Here is a 15,764-nt window from a genome sequence, read left to right on the forward strand (position 1 = left end):
TTTCGACGGGCGGACGGTCGTCCGCCTTGCGCCGGCGGGCGGCTCACCTAGCGGGCCGGCAATACCGCCGGCGGCTCAGAGCCAGCCTTTTACACCCAGCCCTGCAGCTCGCGCAGCACGAGCTGCCGCAGCACCTCCATGCCGGGCGCGCTATCGTTCAGGCACGGCACGGCGGAGAATTCCTCGCCGCCATTGTGCTTGAAGATCTCGCAATTCTCGCCGGAGATCTCCTCCAGCGTCTCCAGGCAGTCGGCGGCAAAGCCCGGCATCACCACGGCGATGCGCTTGACGCCGTCCTTGGCGAGCTTCTCGATGGTCTTGTCGGTATAGGGCTGCAGCCACTCCGAGAAGCCGAAGCGCGACTGGAAGGTCAGCAGCAGCTTGGTGTCGTCCATCCCGAGCCGCTTGCGCAGCAGCTCGGTGGTGGCGATGCACTGCTCGCGATAGGGATCGCCCTTGTCGACATATTCCTTGGGCATGCCGTGGAACGAGGCCACGATCAGCTCGGGCTTGTACGCCAGCGTCTTCAGATGATCCTCGATCGAGACGGCCAGCGCCTCGATGTAGAAGTCGTCGTTGTAATAAGGCGGCGTCACCCGCAGCGTCGGCTGCGCGCGCAGCTCGGTCAGCACGCGGAACGCCTCGTCGCACACGGTCGCCGAGGTCGCGGCTGAATATTGCGGATAGAGCGGCACCACCAGGATGCGGTCGCAGCCCTGGGCCATGAGACCATCGACGCCAGCCTTGATCGACGGATTGCCGTAGCGCATCGCCCAGTCGACGATGACGTGGCTGCGGTCGGCCAGGCTCGCGGCCAGCTTCTCGCTCTGCGCGCGGGTGATCGTCTTCAGCGGCGATTCGTTCCTCTCGGTGTTCCAGATCGACTGGTAGTCTTTCGCCTTCTTGCGCGGCCGGACATTGAGGATGATCCCGTTGAGGATGATCTTCCACAACAGGCCCTGGTCCTCGATGACGCGGCGGTCGGACAGGAACTCCTTCAGGTACACCCGCACGCCGGCGGCGTCGGCCGTATCCGGCGTCCCGAGATTGACCAGCAGCACGCCGACGCGGGACGTGCTCGCGGCCGGCAACGGCCTGACGTCGACAGGCCTGGCATTGTCCAGAGAGATGGCGGCGGTCATGATGCCCGTGACTGCTGAAGGGCGTGGCTTGGCGGCTTGTTTCGACATTGTCAAGATAAGGGCCATTTCACTGATGTCATCGGGCTGGAGGAGCCATGACGATTGCCGAATTGTGCATTTTCGCCAGCGTAATGCTCTATCTCTTAACGATCGTGCCGGCGAAATGGATCAGCGTCGACGGTGGCGGGCGCTATGACAACGCCCGGCCGCGAGATCCCGCCTTCTACGCCGGCGGCATCCGCGAGCGGGCGCTGGGCGCCCATCAGAACGGCATCGAGGCGTTCCCGTTCTTTGCCGCGGCGGTGCTGCTGGCCGAGTTCCGCGGCGCGCCGCAGAACCTGATCAACGAGCTGTCGGTGCTGTTCGTGATCGTGCGCACCGCCTATGTGCTGACCTACGTCGGCAACCGGCCGTCGCTGCGCTCGATCCTGTGGGCGATCGGGTTTCTGATCACCGTCGCGATCTTCTTCCTGCCCCTGCTGCGCCAATACCTGCCGGTTTGAGCGGGCCCAGTTTCCGGGCGTGAGAAGCGTCACATCTCCATGCCCATCCGGATGCTAACCAAAACGGCCATGCGGCGTCCGTCTGTACGCTTTTTGTTTCTCCTTTGATCCGGTCTGCTGCGGCCAGTTGATTGGATTTAACGGCGAAATTCCCTATAGGGCGGAGTGAATTCGACTGCCGCAGCGGCGCTGTGAGGCCGCCAGAGGGATCGTGATGACTTTGACCAGCTCGGCCCCCGCGCGCGCGCCGCGCGACCCGGGAAATTACCAGACCGCCCTGCAATCGACGGTGCGGGCGGCCGCGGACTGGCTGATCGCCAACCAGAAGCCCGACGGTCATTGGGTCGGCCGCGCCGAATCCAACGCCTGCATGGAGGCGCAATGGTGCCTGGCGCTGTGGTTCATGGGGCTCGAGGAGCATCCGCTGCGCAAGCGCCTGGGCCAGTCGCTGCTCGACAGCCAGCGCCCGGACGGCGCCTGGCAGGTCTATTTCGGCGCCCCCAATGGCGACATCAACGCGACCGTCGAGGCCTATGCCGCGCTGCGCTCGCTCGGCTTCCGCGACGACGAGCCGCCGGTGCGCCGCGCCCGCGAATGGATCGAAGCCAAGGGGGGCCTGCGCAACATTCGCGTGTTCACGCGCTATTGGCTGGCGCTGATCGGCGAATGGCCGTGGGAGAAGACCCCCAACATCCCGCCCGAGGTGATCTGGTTTCCGCTCTGGTTTCCGTTCTCGATCTACAATTTCGCGCAATGGGCACGCGCAACCCTGATGCCGATCGCGGTGCTGTCGGCGCGGCGGCCGAGCCGGCCGCTGCCGCCCGAGAACCGGCTGGACGCGTTGTTTCCGCATGGGCGCAACGCGTTCGACTACGAGCTGCCGGTCAAGGCCAATGCCGGCGGCTGGGACAAGTTCTTCCGCGGCGCCGACAAGGTGCTGCATGCCCTGCAGAACCTCGGCAACAAGCTCAATCTCGGCCTGTTCCGCCCGGCGGCGACCAGCCGCGTGCTGGAATGGATGATCCGCCACCAGGATTTCGACGGCGCCTGGGGCGGCATCCAGCCGCCCTGGATCTACGGCCTGATGGCGCTCTACGCCGAGGGCTATCCGCTCAATCATCCCGTTCTCGCCAAGGGCCTCGATGCCCTGAACGATCCCGGCTGGCGAGTCGATGTCGGCGACGCCACCTACATCCAGGCGACCAACAGTCCAGTGTGGGACACGATCCTGACCCTGCTCGCCTTCGACGATGCCGGCGTGCTCGGCGATTATCCCGAAGCCGTCGACAAGGCGGTCAATTGGGTGCTCGACCGCCAGGTGCGCGTGCCCGGCGACTGGTCGATGAAGCTGCCGCACGTCAAGCCGGGCGGCTGGGCATTCGAATACGCCAACAACTATTATCCCGACACGGACGACACCGCCGTGGCGCTGATCGCGCTGGCGCCGCTGCGCCGTGATCCGAAGTGGCAGGCCAAGGGCATCGACGAGGCGATTCAGCTCGGCGTCGACTGGCTGATCGGCATGCAGAGCGAGGGCGGCGGCTGGGGCGCGTTCGACAAGGACAACAACCAGAAGATCCTGACCAGGATCCCGTTCTGCGACTACGGCGAGGCGCTCGATCCGCCGTCGGTCGACGTCACCGCCCACATCGTCGAGGCGTTCGGCAAGCTCGGCATCTCGCGCAATCATCCGGCCATGGTGCGCGCGCTCGACTACATCCGACGGGAGCAGGAGCCGAGCGGCCCGTGGTTCGGCCGCTGGGGCGTCAACTACGTCTACGGCACCGGCGCGGTGCTGCCGGCGCTGGCCGCGATCGGCGAGGACATGACGCAACCCTATATCGGCCGCGCCTGCGACTGGCTCGTCGCGCATCAGCAGCCGGACGGCGGCTGGGGCGAGAGCTGCGCCTCCTACATGGATGTCAGCGCGGTCGGCCGCGGCACCACCACGGCGTCACAGACGGCGTGGGCGCTGATGGCCCTGCTCGCCGCCAACCGGCCGCAGGACAAGGAGGCGATCGAGCGCGGCTGCATGTGGCTGGTCGAGCGCCAGTCGGCCGGCACCTGGGACGAGCCGGAATTCACCGGCACCGGCTTCCCCGGCTATGGCGTCGGCCAGACCATCAAGCTGACCGATCCCTCTTTGCAGGAGCGGCTGATGCAGGGCCCGGAGCTGTCCCGCGCCTTCATGCTCCGCTACGGCATGTACCGCCACTACTTCCCGCTGATGGCCTTGGGCCGCGCGCTGCGGCCGCAGGGGCACTAACAACTCATCGCCTCCGCGCGTGCCCGTGAATGCGCCCTCCCCCCTTGTGGGAGAGGGCATGTAGGACAGCGCGCTGCAGGGACTGGCCGCGGCATCGGGGTAAACATAGGGGACGGAAGCGAACAGCTCAGCCGCGCCCGCTCAGAAGCAGGTCGTGCGTTCCGCCGCGATGTAGCCCAGCAACAAGCCCGCGCCGAACAGCAGCACCAGACCGGCGGCGCCGAATTCCAGGCCGCGCATGATCAGGGCGCCGCCGCCCTCGCGGCCGGCGCTGAGCCGGCGGGCGACGTCCTTGGCGGCGACGGCGAGCACCGCGATGGTCGCGACGGTCACCGCCGTGCCCATGCCCATCACGAAGGTCGCGGCGACGCCGGCCCAGAACATGCCCTGGGCCAAGGCGAACACCAGCACAAGGATTGCGCCCGAGCACGGGCGGATGCCGGCGGCGAAGATCGCCTGAAAGCCGCGCTGCCAGCCGCCGGGACCGGCGAGCTCGCTCGGCGCGGGCCCGTGGGAATGGCCGCAACCGCAGTCATCGCCGTGAACGTGATCGTGGTGGACGTGATCGTGAGCGGCGGAACCATGCGCCGCCGCAGCATGGGCGTGCGCATGATCGTGGTGATGATGATCGTGGCCGTGGTGGTCGTGACCATGATGGTCATGACCGTGATGATCATGATGAGGCGCGCGATGCTGGTGATCATGCGCATGGCTATGATCATGGGTCGACGGCGCCACCGCGGCCGCGGGCGCACCGGCCAGCGCCAATGCCGGCGCCGCCGGCTGCCAGGTGCGCAGGAACGCCGCGCCCTTGACCCAGACCAGGCGCGCGCCGAGCAGCGCGATCAGCCCGTAGCTCGCGATCTCCACCACCTTCTCGGCGCTGCACATCGTGGCCGCGGTGGCATTGAGCACCACGGCGCCGATGCCGACGATGACGACCGCGACCAGCGCCTGCATCAGGCCCGAGGCGAACGACAGCACGATGCCGCGCTTCGCCGTCTCCTGGTTGGCGACGAGATAGGACGCGATCACCGCCTTGCCGTGGCCGGGGCCCGCAGCATGAAAGATGCCGTAGGCGAACGAGATCGCCAGCAGCCACCACACCGCCGAGCCATCTTGCTTGGCCGAGCGGATCGCCCCCGACATCTGCCGGTAGAACTCCGACTGCTTGGTGAGCAGCCAGCCGACGATGCCGCCGACCTGCGGCTCGGCCGGCGCGCCGAACGGCGATTTGGCGAGCAGCACATGCGAGGCGGCGTCGGCGGCAACGAGTGCTGCGAGGATCGCAACGCAGGTCAGGAGCGGTCGAGCGGAGCTGGGGCGAGGCGTCATGGACATTCCACTGAGATCTTGTTGGCGAAATTCATTCCGAAATTGGCGTTCGCCCCGCCGCTCAGGAATGTCTGTTCGTTCATGGTCTGCGCGACGGAGCCGCCGTCGCTCGGTCTCACCAGGCCGAACTTGCAGCCCGAGGGAGCGCTGACCAGCGTGACGGGATCCTTCTCCGCCATCTGGAAATCGATGAAATAGCTGGGATCGTACACCTCGACCTGGAGCTGCTTCGGCTTCACCGGCGCCTTCAGCGGCAAGGTGAAGTGCAGGGTCAGCTTGGTGTCCTTGTATTCGAGGTAATAGTCGACGGGGTCCTCGAGCTTCTGCTTGCGCCCGTCGGCCTTGAGGAAGGTGAAGTAGGCATATTCCTTCAGCGACTCGGCGTTGGTCTGCGCCAGCGGCGCCAGCTCCTCGCGGGTGTAGACGCCCTTCTGCTTGGTCTCGAGGCCCTGCAGCGCATAGGTCGCGAACATGTCGTCGAAGGTCCAGGCGTGACGCACGCCGGTCACCGAGCCATCGGCCGCATAGAGCAGCTCACTGGTCGCGGTGACCCAGACATGCGGATGGGCGCTCGCCGCGCTCGCGCCGAGCACGAGCGTCAGCGCAGCGAGGACGAACCGGACCAGCGCCATCCCCTTCATCTCAAGCCGCCTTGGCAACGTCGAGCAGGCCGCGCCGGCGCAGCAGCGCGTCGGGCTCGGGCTCGCGGCCGCGGAAGGCGATGTAGGCCGCTTCCGGATCGAGCGAGCCGCCGGAGGCGTAGACATTGTCGTGGAGCCGCTTGGCGACCGCCGGGTCGAAGATGTTGCCGGCTTCCTCGAAGGCGCCGAAGGCATCCGCATCCATCACCTCCGACCACATGTAGCTGTAATAGCCCGCCGCATAATGGTCTCCCGAGAAGATATGGCCGAATTGAGTCGGCCGGTGGCGCAGCGCGATCTCGGGCGGCATGCCGATCTTCTCCATCTCGGCCTTTTCGAAGGCGCGAACATCCTTGGAGGCCGCCGCCGGCTGGGTGTGGAACTCGAGGTCGATCAGCGCCGAGGAGACGAACTCGACGGTGGCAAAGCCCTGGTTGAAGCGGCGCGCGGCCAGGAAGCGGTCGAGCAGGTCCTGCGGCAGCGGCTCGCCCGTCTGGTAGTGGCGCGCGAAGGTTTGCAGCACCTCGGGACGCTCCTGCCAGTGCTCGTAGAGCTGCGACGGCAGCTCGACGAAGTCGGTGAACACCGCAGTGCCCGACAGCGACGGATAGGTCACGTTGGACAGGATGCCGTGCAGGCCGTGGCCGAACTCGTGGAACAGCGTGCGGGCATCGTCCGGCGACAGCAGCGACGGCTGTCCGTCGGCCCCCTTGGCGAAGTTGCAGACGTTGATGATCAAGGGCGCGGTGTCGCCGTCGAGCTTCTGCTGGTCGCGCAGCGAGGTCATCCAGGCGCCGGAGCGCTTCGACGAGCGGGCAAAGTAGTCGCCATAGAACAGCGCCTTGTGGCGGCCTCCCGCGTCCTTGATCTCCCAGACCCGGACGTCCGGATGCCAGACCGGGATGTCCTTGCGCTCGGCGAAGGTGATGCCGAACAGCCGGGTGGCGCAATCGAAGGCGGCCGCGATCATGTTGTCGAGCGAGAGATACGGCTTGATCGCGGCGTCGTCGAAGTTGGCCTTCGCCTGGCGCAGCTTCTCGGCGTAATAGCGCCAGTCCCAGGCCTCGAGCTTGAAGTTGCCGCCCTCCGCCGTGATCATCTCCTGCAGTTGATCGCGATCGGCCAGCGCCTTGGCGCGCGCCGGCTTCCAGACGCGCTCCAGCAGCCCGCGCACGGCCTCCGGCGTCTTCGCCATGGAATCCTCGAGGCGATAGGCGGCGAAGTTGGGAAAGCCCATGATCCTGGCGGCCTGCTCGCGCAAGGACAGGATCTCGCCGATGACGGCGTTGTTGTCGTTGGAATTGCCATTGTCGCCCCGCGCGGTGAAGGCCTTGAACACCTTCTCGCGCAGGTCGCGCCTGCCTGAGCTCTGCAGGAACGGCTCGACCGACGAGCGCGACAGGGTCACGATCGCCTTGCCGGGCATGCCGCGCTCATCCGCCGCAGCCTTGGCGGCAGCCACGAAGCTCTCGGACAGGCCGGCGCGGTCGTCCTCGCCGAGCTCGAGGTACCAGTCCTGCTCGTCGCCGAGCACGTGATGGCTGAAGGTGGTGCCGAGCTGGGCGAGCTTCTCGTTGATCTCGGCCATCCGCACCTTGTCGTCGTCCGAGAGGCCGGCGCCGGCACGGCGGAAGCGGGTGTAGGTGCGCTCCAGCAGCCGCTGCTCCTCACCGGTGAGCTTGAGGTCCTTGCGATTGTCGTAGAGCAGCGCGATGCGGCCAAACAGCACGGCATTCATCATGATCGGGTTCCAGTGCCGCGCCATCCGCAGCGACACGTCCTTGTCGATCTCCAGAATCGCCGGGTTGGAATGCGCCGACACCAGATCGTAGAAGACAGCCGCGACCTTCGACAGCAGCTTGCCCGAGCGCTCCAGCGCCGTGATGGTGTTGGCGAAGTCCGGCTCGGCCGGATCATGGGTAATCGCGGTGATTTCGGCGGCGTGGTCGGCGAAGGCGCGCTCGAAGGCCGGCAGGAAGTGCTCGGGTTTGATCGCGTCGAAGGGCGGTGTCTGGTGCGGGGTCTCCCAGGCCACGAGCAGCGGATTGGTCTGGGCGTCGATCACAGCGGTGGTGTCTGACATCGGCTGGGGTCCGTCCTCTCCCGGAAGTTCGATGCGCCCCTCATATCATGGAGCTGGCTCTTTTTGGGTCATTTCCCCTTGAAGGGCCGGGCCTTTTCGGAGAGATTGCGGCCCGCAACAGGACCCTGGACCATGAACGCAGAGACCACCTCCAAAGCCGGCCGCCAGATCGCCTGGCCGACCGTGATCACCGTCATCTCGGCGGCGATCCTGATCGGTGCCGAAGTGTTCGGTGCGGCCTTCGCCGGCGGCTGGGCGCTCGCGATTCTGTTCGGGCTCGGCGATGGCGGCGCGCACATCGTTCAGGCCGTGCTGTTCGCGATCGGCGTGTTCGTGATGATCGGCTTCATCCGCGGCGCGCAGCGCATCGAGCCGTTCACCAGGCGCGCGTGAACAGCGTAAAAACACTGTCCTGCAAGCGTGAGCGCGTTACGAAAGTTTAAGCTCGCTTAACGTTCGTTCAGAGATCAGCGCGGCATGTGTGTCGCGTAAGCACAGATTAGGGAAATCTTTCCCGGCGCCCAAAAATTCCTTGCGAACGAAATTCAAAACGCTTATTTCCGCTTCTGCCCAATTTCGCACGTGCCTGTGGTCGTGTGTCAGTCGGTAGGTATCCGGACAAGAGGCCGGACAGCCGCCAAGGGATGAGGAACCGAGGGGCCCTCGGATCGTTGCGATCAAGATCACCATGATCGAGATCGTCATGCTCCAGAGCCCAGCATCTCTCTCAAGAGATGCCGCTGAAGGTCACCTCATCTTTTGCAACCGTGACTGGCAGCCGGAGGCGAACCGGCGCACCCCGCTCTCAACGGGGGACGCGACTTAAAGCAACGACGGATCGGGCTTTTTTGGTCTCTACCGGCAGTCCAAAGCCGGCGCGGGCTACTGAAAAGGCTTGTCCTTCATTGCCAGGTGTGCGGGCGGGAAATTCCCAACCAATCCACGGCAGCACAATTCGGCTACGGGTTCGAGGTTTTGTCGCCTTTCCATCGGGCGGCAACGCCAAGGCACCCGTGTCGGGATCATTTTGAACGGGTCTCCGTCGCTGGGGCCGTTTGGAGGGTGCTATGACCGAACGTATCCGGGAATTCCTGCGCAACCGCCGCGAGGAAGGTCTGGACCACGAGCCCTGTCTCGTCGTCGACCTCGAGATCGTGCGCGACAACTATATGAACTTCGCCAAGGCGCTGCCCGACAGCCGCGTGTTCTATGCGGTCAAGGCCAACCCGGCGCCGGAAGTGCTGTCGCTGCTCGCCTCGCTCGGCTCGTCCTTCGACACGGCGACGGTCGCCGAGATCGAGATGGCGCTGGCCGCCGGCGCGACGCCGGACCGCATCTCCTATGGCAACACGATCAAGAAGGAGCGGGACATCGCGCGCGCCTATGCGCTCGGCATCCGCCTGTTCGCGGTCGACTGCGCCGCCGAGGTCGAGAAGATCGCGCGCGCAGCGCCCGGCGCCAAGGTGTTCTGCCGCATCCTGTACGATTGCGCCGGCGCCGAATGGCCGCTGTCGCGCAAGTTCGGCTGCGATCCGGAGATGGCTGTGGAAGTGCTGGACCTGGCCAAGCGGCTGGGCCTGGAGCCGTGCGGCATCTCGTTCCATGTCGGCTCGCAGCAGCGCAAGGTGAAGGCGTGGGACCGCGCGCTGGCGATGGCCTCGACGGTGTTCCGCGACTGCGCCGAGCGCGGCATCAACCTGACCATGGTCAACATGGGCGGGGGCTTCCCGACCAAGTACCTGAAGGACGTGCCGCCGGTCGTGCAGTACGGCCGCTCGATCTTCCGCGCGCTGCGCAAGCATTTCGGCAACCAGATCCCGGAGACGATCATCGAGCCGGGCCGTGGCATGGTCGGCAACGCGGGGATCATCGAGTCGGAAGTGGTGCTGATCTCGAAGAAGAGCGACGAGGACGAGCTGCGCTGGGTCTATCTCGACATCGGCAAGTTCGGCGGCCTCGCCGAGACGATGGACGAGTCGATCCGCTACGCGATCCGCACCCCGCATGAGGGCGCGGAGATGACCCCGTGCGTGCTCGCCGGCCCGACCTGCGATTCGGCCGACGTGATGTACGAGAAGCTGCCGTATCCGCTGCCGGTGACGCTCTCGATCGGCGACAAGGTGCTGATCGAGGGGACCGGGGCCTATACGTCGACCTATGCGTCGGTGGCCTTCAACGGCATCCCCCCGCTGAAGACCTATCACATCTGATCCGGCGGCCCTCGCCCGCGCGCGGGTGAGATAGGCTAAGAGCCTCGGGTGGGGCGTTCCCCCACCCCGACCCTCCCCCGCAAGCGGGGGAGGGAGCGATAGACCGTCACCTTCAACCTGACATCACGTGTTTGCGCGCGGGCGAAGGCTTGCCGCGCAGGCCGGGGACTGACGTGCCATGACCGCTTTTCGCATCCCCTCGACTGCGCCCTCTCGGACTGCCGCTCCGTTCGTGATCCGCAGCGAACGGGCCTCCGACGTCGCGGCGCGCGAGACGCTGCTCGACCTGTGCTTTGGCGAGAATCGCCATGAGCGCACCTGCCAGCGCCTGCGCGACGGACGCGCGCCCGCCGCGGGCCTCGCTTTGTCGGCGGTGCGCGGCGGCGCGCTGGTGGGAACGCTGCGGTTGTGGCACGTCAGCGCCGGCGGACGCGACGCGCTGATGCTGGGGCCGCTGGCGGTCGCGGCCGAGGCGCGCAGCCTCGGCGTTGGCGCTGCGCTGATGAATGCCGCGCTGATGATCGCGGCGTCGCGCGGCCATGGCGCGGTGATCCTGCTCGGCGATGCGCCCTATTACGCCCGCTTCGGCTTCTCGGTCGCGCAGACCGCCGCGCTGGAGCTGCCCGGCGCGTTCGCGCGCGAGCGCCTGCTCGGGCTCGAACTGGTCGAAGGCGCGCTGGACGGCGCGTCGGGCATGATCGTCGCGACCGGCGCTGCCGAACGCAAGGCCCGCCGCTCGCGTCGCGAGCGGCCGATGCGATGCGCAGCGTGAAGGCCAGGGCGGCGACTGCGCCGCAGCGGCGGACACTGCTACCGACGCTCCTGCTGATCCTGCTCGGGATCATGATCGTCCGCGACATCGTGGTCAGGCGCTGGTCCAGCACGCCGCCCGCCGGACCTGACGTCACCCGCCCGCGTTAGGCATGCCGGCAGGCCGCGTCCTGCCCGCCCCGCCAGGGGTTGCGCAGGTGCAGCAAAAGCTCTTTAACCCCCGAAAATCCCCCCACGAGGTCCGCCATGTCCCGCCGCCTGATCTCTACCGGATCACCGTTCGAGAAGACCGCCGGCTACAGCCGCGCCGTCATCGATGGCGACTTCGCCTTCGTCGCCGGCACCACCGGCTATGACTACACCACCATGACGATGCCGGCCGATGTCACGAGCCAGTCACGCAACTGCTTCAAGACCATCGCCGCTGCCCTGCAGGAGGGCGGCTTCGAGATGGCCGATATCGTCCGCGCGACCTACTACCTCACCGACGTCAACGACGCCGATGCCCATTTTGCGGTCTGCGGCGAAGTCCTCGGCGACATCCGCCCCGCCGCAACGCTGCTGGTCGTCGCGGCGCTGCTCAAGCCGGAGATGAAGGTGGAAATCGAAGTCACCGCCAAGCGCCGCAGCCGCTAACGCGGCGCGGCATCCGAGGGCGGCGCGCCGCCTGAATCCATCCATCCCACGCACCTTTCGCGGAGAACCATTCATGAGCTCGCAGATCCACGCGAAGATCACCGGCCCCATCGTGATGATCGGCTTCGGCTCGATCGGCAAGGGCACCCTGCCCCTGATCGAACGCCATTTCGACTACGACAAGAGCCGCTTCGTCATCATCGATCCGCATGACGACGGCGCGCTGGCGAAGAAGCACGGCGTCCGCTTCGTCCAGCAGGGCGTGACCCGCGACAATTACCGCGAGCTGCTGGTGCCGTTGCTGACCGCGAGCGGCGGCCAGGGCTTCTGCGTGAACCTGTCGGTCGACACCTCCTCGGTCGACCTCATGACGATGTGCCGCGAGATCGGCGCGCTCTACATCGACACCGTCGTCGAGCCGTGGGCCGGCTTCTATTTCGACAAGCAGATGGGGGTCGAGCAGCGCTCCAACTACGCGCTGCGCGAGACGCTGCTCGCCGCCCGCCGCAAGACCCCCGGCGGCACCACCGCCGTCTCGACCTGCGGCGCCAATCCCGGCATGGTGTCCTGGTTCGTCAAGCAGGCGCTGCTCGACATCGCCAAGGACACCAAGACCGAGATCGTCGAGCCGAAGAGCCGCGAGGGCTGGGCGCAGCTGATGCAGAAGCTCGGCGTCAAGGGCGTCCACATCGCGGAGCGTGACACGCAGCGCTCCAGGAATCCGAAGCCGATGGACGTGTTCGTCAACACCTGGTCGGTCGAGGGCTTCGTCTCCGAGGGCATGCAGCCGGCCGAGCTCGGCTGGGGCACGCACGAGACATGGATGCCGGAGAACGGCCGCCGCCACACCGAGGGCTGCGGTGCCGCGATCTATCTGCTGCAGCCGGGCGCCAACACCCGCGTGCGCTCGTGGTGTCCGACGCCGGGCGCGCAATACGGCTTCCTGGTGACCCACAACGAGTCGATCTCGATCGCCGACTACTACACCGTGCGCGACGGCGACAAGGTGGTGTACCGCCCGACCTGCCACTACGCCTATCACCCGGCCAATGACGCCGTGCTGTCGCTGCACGAGATCTTCGGCGCCACCGGCAAGATGCAGGGGAAGTGGCACATCCTCGACGAGAACGAGATCGTCGACGGCATCGACGAACTCGGCGTGCTGCTCTACGGCCACGGCAAGAACGCCTATTGGTACGGCTCGCAGCTCTCGATCGAGGAGACCCGCCGCATCGCGCCGTACCAGAACGCGACCGGCATGCAGGTGTCATCCGCCGTGCTCGCCGGCATGGTGTGGGCGCTGGAAAACCCGACCGCCGGCATCGTCGAGGCCGATGAGATGGACTTCCGCCGCTGCCTCGAGATCCAGTCGCCCTATCTCGGCCCGGTGAAGGGCTACTACACGGATTGGACGCCGCTGAACGACCGCCCGGGGCTTTTCCCGGAGGATATCGACACGTCCGATCCGTGGCAGTTCCGGAACATCCTGGTGCGATGACTGGCTGGGCCGCACTCTCTCCTCCGTCATGGCCGGGCTTGACCCGGCCATCCACGAAGACGCGCAGTTGAACGACGTGGATGCCCGGGACAAGCCCGGGCATGACGACGTGGAAGCAGCACGCGAACTCTCTCGCGCTCTGCCGTTGCTACAGCGAGCTACTTCCGCTCCATCGTCGGCGCGATCTTCTCGGCCGGGGCCGGCGGCAGCGCCGGCTTGGCGCCTTCCTTTTGAGCTTCCACGTCAGGGCGCGCGGGCTCTGGCGCCGGCGTCGTCGGGCGCGTGCCGCCGGGCTTGGACTCGGCCGGGGTCGCTGACGGTTCAGGCGAGGCCGAGGGCGTCGCCTGCGCAACCTGGTCGAGGTGATTGGCCTTGATCTCGGTCAGCGAGACCACGGCCACGAGCACGCCGAGGACGAACAGGCCCGCCGCCAGCAGCATGTCCCGGCGCAACGTCTGTTTGCTGTTGATCGAGGCCATGGCTTGTCATCCGCATCCTATGTGTGCGGAACAACGGTCACGCGCCTGCGAGGTTCCATCGGGGTCTGCGCCCCAGTGCCTCATCAGAGCCGCAGCAGCCCGGCCTCGCCGCTTTCATCGGAGAAAGCGAGCCACGTTCCCGCGGCATTCCAGCCCAGCGCCACGATCGGCGGCGTCTCGTTCCGCCGCACCAGGATCTCGGCGCCGTCCTGCATCCGCACCATCAGCACGGTGCCGTCCTCGTAGCCGCAGGCCAGGATGTCCTGCTTGGGATGGCAGGCGACCGCGGTGACCTTGGCCTTCATCGGCGCCAGCATCGCGGGCTCCTTGCCCATCGGGCCGTCCTTGCCGACGAACGGCCAGAGGATGACCATGTCGGCACCCGAGGTCGCCAGGAAACGGCCGCCGCTGCCCCAGGACATCGACTTCACCCGCGAGGGGTAGCCGGTCATCCGCATGTGCCTGCTATCAGCGAGCCGCCAGCCATGCAGCGCCGGCTCGTGCATCGCGGTGACCAGGAACTTGTTGTCCGGGCTGAAGGTGACGGCGTGATGCGAGCCGGCCCAGCCTAAAAATTCCGGCTCGCCCGCCATGTTGGGAAACCACAAGGTGGCGCCGTTGTAGTGCGCGATCGCAAGCCGCAGGCCCTTCGGCGCGAACGCAAGTCCGCCCGCGGTCGACGGCACCTCGAGCGACTTCTCCTCGCCCTTGGGCTGACGCACGAACGCGGTCTTGCCCACCGACCAGGCGATCGCACCATCCGGATGAAGGGCGACGTTGTCGATCCAGCGCCGCTTCGGATCGGTCACGAGCACGCTGACGCTGCCCGCCTTGTCGAGCGACGAGACCTTGCCGTCATCGCCGCCGATCAGGATGCGCGATCCGTCCGACACCGCCGACAGGATGCCGCCGCCGGTGACATCCACCTTGCTGATCTCGCCGTCGCCGTCGACGACAGCGACACTCTCCTCGGTGCCGACGAAGGCGGCGCGATCGCCGAGATAGTGCACGGCCGTGACGGCCATGCCGAGCGAGACCGGCTTCACCTTGTCGGTGACGGAGACGATCGATGCGGCCTCGCCGCCCTGGTCGAACGACGTCATCAGGTCACGATGCAGCGTTCGAAGCCTTCGCGGATGGCGTCTTCCGGCAGCTCGCGGCCGATGAAGACGACGCGGCTCTGGCGCGCCTCGTCGGGCTTCCACTTCCGCTGATGATCGCCTTCGAGCATCATGTGCACGCCCTGGAAGACGTAGCGGTCGTCATCGTCCTGGAACGACAGGATGCCCTTGGAGCGCAAGATCTTGCCGCCCTCGGTCTGCACCAGGTTCTGCAGCCACGGCATGAATTTCGACGGATCGAGCGGCTTGTCGGAGCGCAGCGACAGCGACTGCATCTCCTCGTCGTGATAGTGCTTCAGGCCGTGATCGTGATGATGATGGTGATCATGGCCATGGTCGTGATCATGGTGGTGATGATCGTGATCGTCGCCCGCTTCGAGGAATTGCGGCTCGATCTCCAGAATGCGGTCGAGATCGAACGCGCCGCGCTCCAGCACATCCGCGATCGCGATCTGGCAGCGCTCGGTGCGATGCAGCTTTGCGTAGGGGTTGATGGCGCGGATGCGCGCCTCGACCTCGGCGAGCTCCGGCTTGGTGACGAGGTCTGTCTTGTTGAGCACGATGACGTCGGCAAACGCGATCTGGTTCTTCGCCTCCGGCGCATCCTTGAGCCGGTCCGAGAGCCACTTCGCGTCGGCCACCGTCACGACCGCGTCGAGCCGCGCGTTCTTCTGCACGTCCTCGTCGACGAAGAAGGTCTGCGCCACCGGCGCCGGATCGGCGAGCCCCGTGGTCTCGACGATGATCGCGTCGAACTTGCCCTTGCGGCGCATCAGGCCGGAGATGATGCGCACGAGATCGCCGCGCACGGTGCAGCAGATGCAGCCATTGTTCATCTCGAACACTTCCTCGTCGGCGCCGACGATGAGGTCGTTGTCGATGCCGATCTCGCCGAATTCGTTGACGATGACGGCGTACTTCTTGCCGTGGTCTTCCGAGAGGATGCGGTTCAGAAGCGTGGTCTTGCCGGCCCCGAGATAGCCGGTCAGGACCGTCACTGGTGTCTTGCTCGCGTCGGACATGCTCACTCCGAAAACCTCAGATCGCGTCGAAAATGGCTCAAAAGCGCACTACCGCGA

At 66.4% G+C, this 15,764-nt stretch carries 15 protein-coding genes; 8 read left to right on the plus strand and 7 right to left on the minus strand.

The features are described 5' to 3' along the window. Positions 1 to 89 precede the first annotated feature (89 nt). Entirely contained in the window at positions 90 to 1,142 is a 1,053-nt protein-coding gene (hemH, locus tag QX073_RS31505; protein WP_315716546.1) for a ferrochelatase, read from the minus strand. A 95-nt stretch (positions 1,143 to 1,237) separates the two neighbouring features. Here hemH and QX073_RS31510 point away from each other — a divergent pair, with 95 nt between their 5' ends. Beyond that, complete coding sequence (locus QX073_RS31510; RefSeq protein ID WP_315716545.1) at positions 1,238 to 1,645, plus strand: MAPEG family protein; 408 nt, start codon at positions 1,238 to 1,240, stop codon at positions 1,643 to 1,645. A 214-nt stretch (positions 1,646 to 1,859) separates the two neighbouring features. Then, on the plus strand, positions 1,860 to 3,911 hold the full coding sequence (gene shc / locus QX073_RS31515) for a squalene--hopene cyclase (protein ID WP_316187071.1): 2,052 nt from the start codon (positions 1,860 to 1,862) through the stop codon (positions 3,909 to 3,911). A 141-nt stretch (positions 3,912 to 4,052) separates the two neighbouring features. Here shc and QX073_RS31520 read toward each other — a convergent pair whose 3' ends face one another. From QX073_RS31520 to QX073_RS31530, 3 genes are read right to left on the minus strand one after another with little or no spacing between them, the layout of a single operon-like run. After that, on the minus strand, positions 4,053 to 5,246 hold the full coding sequence (locus QX073_RS31520; RefSeq protein WP_316193589.1) for a nickel/cobalt transporter: 1,194 nt from the start codon (positions 5,244 to 5,246) through the stop codon (positions 4,053 to 4,055). After that, entirely contained in the window at positions 5,243 to 5,878 is a 636-nt protein-coding gene (locus QX073_RS31525) for a DUF1007 family protein (protein WP_315716708.1), read from the minus strand. The genes QX073_RS31520 and QX073_RS31525 overlap by 4 nt, the downstream gene beginning before the upstream one ends. Before the next feature lie 10 nt (positions 5,879 to 5,888). Beyond that, positions 5,889 to 7,970, minus strand: coding sequence for a M3 family metallopeptidase (locus QX073_RS31530; protein ID WP_316171307.1), 2,082 nt, complete (start codon positions 7,968 to 7,970; stop codon positions 5,889 to 5,891). A gap of 132 nt (positions 7,971 to 8,102) precedes the next feature. Between QX073_RS31530 and QX073_RS31535 the strand changes: the two genes are divergently transcribed. The 6 genes from QX073_RS31535 to QX073_RS31560 all read left to right on the plus strand — a co-directional run bounded on the left by QX073_RS31535 (position 8,103) and on the right by QX073_RS31560 (position 13,085). Further along, positions 8,103 to 8,363, plus strand: coding sequence for a hypothetical protein (locus QX073_RS31535; protein WP_315716541.1), 261 nt, complete (start codon positions 8,103 to 8,105; stop codon positions 8,361 to 8,363). A gap of 674 nt (positions 8,364 to 9,037) precedes the next feature. Further along, positions 9,038 to 10,180: a type III PLP-dependent enzyme gene (locus tag QX073_RS31540; protein ID WP_316226922.1), complete on the plus strand. Its 1,143-nt coding sequence runs from the start codon at positions 9,038 to 9,040 to the stop codon at positions 10,178 to 10,180. A gap of 178 nt (positions 10,181 to 10,358) precedes the next feature. Then, on the plus strand, positions 10,359 to 10,952 hold the full coding sequence (locus QX073_RS31545) for an N-acetyltransferase (RefSeq protein ID WP_315769277.1): 594 nt from the start codon (positions 10,359 to 10,361) through the stop codon (positions 10,950 to 10,952). After that, positions 10,940 to 11,101 (plus strand): hypothetical protein, encoded by a 162-nt coding sequence (locus tag QX073_RS31550; protein WP_315753684.1) that lies wholly within the window; start codon positions 10,940 to 10,942, stop codon positions 11,099 to 11,101. The genes QX073_RS31545 and QX073_RS31550 overlap by 13 nt, the downstream gene beginning before the upstream one ends. Before the next feature lie 96 nt (positions 11,102 to 11,197). After that, entirely contained in the window at positions 11,198 to 11,587 is a 390-nt protein-coding gene (locus QX073_RS31555; RefSeq protein WP_315716538.1) for a RidA family protein, read from the plus strand. A gap of 73 nt (positions 11,588 to 11,660) precedes the next feature. Continuing rightward, positions 11,661 to 13,085 (plus strand): homospermidine synthase, encoded by a 1,425-nt coding sequence (locus tag QX073_RS31560; protein WP_316226923.1) that lies wholly within the window; start codon positions 11,661 to 11,663, stop codon positions 13,083 to 13,085. A gap of 158 nt (positions 13,086 to 13,243) precedes the next feature. Here QX073_RS31560 and QX073_RS31565 read toward each other — a convergent pair whose 3' ends face one another. From QX073_RS31565 to QX073_RS31575, 3 genes are all read right to left on the minus strand, one after another. Continuing rightward, positions 13,244 to 13,564: a hypothetical protein gene (locus QX073_RS31565; protein WP_315716536.1), complete on the minus strand. Its 321-nt coding sequence runs from the start codon at positions 13,562 to 13,564 to the stop codon at positions 13,244 to 13,246. Between the two features lie 83 nt (positions 13,565 to 13,647). After that, positions 13,648 to 14,667 carry a WD40 repeat domain-containing protein gene (locus QX073_RS31570; protein ID WP_315716535.1) on the minus strand — a complete coding sequence of 340 codons (1,020 nt, stop codon included), beginning with the start codon at positions 14,665 to 14,667 and terminating at the stop codon, positions 13,648 to 13,650. Next, positions 14,667 to 15,707 (minus strand): CobW family GTP-binding protein, encoded by a 1,041-nt coding sequence (locus tag QX073_RS31575; protein WP_409977974.1) that lies wholly within the window; start codon positions 15,705 to 15,707, stop codon positions 14,667 to 14,669. Before QX073_RS31575 ends, QX073_RS31570 begins: the two co-directional genes overlap by 1 nt. Between the last annotated feature and the right edge of the window lie 57 nt (positions 15,708 to 15,764).

The organism is Bradyrhizobium sp. SZCCHNS3052 (assembly GCF_032484495.1).
Classification (GTDB): Bacteria; Pseudomonadota; Alphaproteobacteria; order Rhizobiales; family Xanthobacteraceae; genus Bradyrhizobium.

Bases quoted from the DNA above. Each gene is read 5' to 3' on its own strand.
- QX073_RS31575 (WP_409977974.1), bottom strand. From the start codon at position 15,707: ATGTCCGACGCGAGCAAGACACCAGTGACGGTCCTGACCGGCTATCTC.
- QX073_RS31565 (WP_315716536.1), bottom strand. From the start codon at position 13,564: ATGGCCTCGATCAACAGCAAACAGACGTTGCGCCGGGACATGCTGCTG.
- QX073_RS31525 (WP_315716708.1), bottom strand. From the start codon at position 5,878: ATGGCGCTGGTCCGGTTCGTCCTCGCTGCGCTGACGCTCGTGCTCGGC.
- QX073_RS31530 (WP_316171307.1), bottom strand. From the start codon at position 7,970: ATGTCAGACACCACCGCTGTGATCGACGCCCAGACCAATCCGCTGCTC.
- hemH (WP_315716546.1), bottom strand. From the start codon at position 1,142: ATGACCGCCGCCATCTCTCTGGACAATGCCAGGCCTGTCGACGTCAGG.
- QX073_RS31540 (WP_316226922.1), top strand. From the start codon at position 9,038: ATGACCGAACGTATCCGGGAATTCCTGCGCAACCGCCGCGAGGAAGGT.
- QX073_RS31535 (WP_315716541.1), top strand. From the start codon at position 8,103: ATGAACGCAGAGACCACCTCCAAAGCCGGCCGCCAGATCGCCTGGCCG.
- QX073_RS31510 (WP_315716545.1), top strand. From the start codon at position 1,238: ATGACGATTGCCGAATTGTGCATTTTCGCCAGCGTAATGCTCTATCTC.
- QX073_RS31550 (WP_315753684.1), top strand. From the start codon at position 10,940: ATGCGCAGCGTGAAGGCCAGGGCGGCGACTGCGCCGCAGCGGCGGACA.
- QX073_RS31560 (WP_316226923.1), top strand. From the start codon at position 11,661: ATGAGCTCGCAGATCCACGCGAAGATCACCGGCCCCATCGTGATGATC.
- shc (WP_316187071.1), top strand. From the start codon at position 1,860: ATGACTTTGACCAGCTCGGCCCCCGCGCGCGCGCCGCGCGACCCGGGA.
- QX073_RS31570 (WP_315716535.1), bottom strand. From the start codon at position 14,667: ATGACGTCGTTCGACCAGGGCGGCGAGGCCGCATCGATCGTCTCCGTC.
- QX073_RS31555 (WP_315716538.1), top strand. From the start codon at position 11,198: ATGTCCCGCCGCCTGATCTCTACCGGATCACCGTTCGAGAAGACCGCC.
- QX073_RS31520 (WP_316193589.1), bottom strand. From the start codon at position 5,246: ATGACGCCTCGCCCCAGCTCCGCTCGACCGCTCCTGACCTGCGTTGCG.
- QX073_RS31545 (WP_315769277.1), top strand. From the start codon at position 10,359: ATGACCGCTTTTCGCATCCCCTCGACTGCGCCCTCTCGGACTGCCGCT.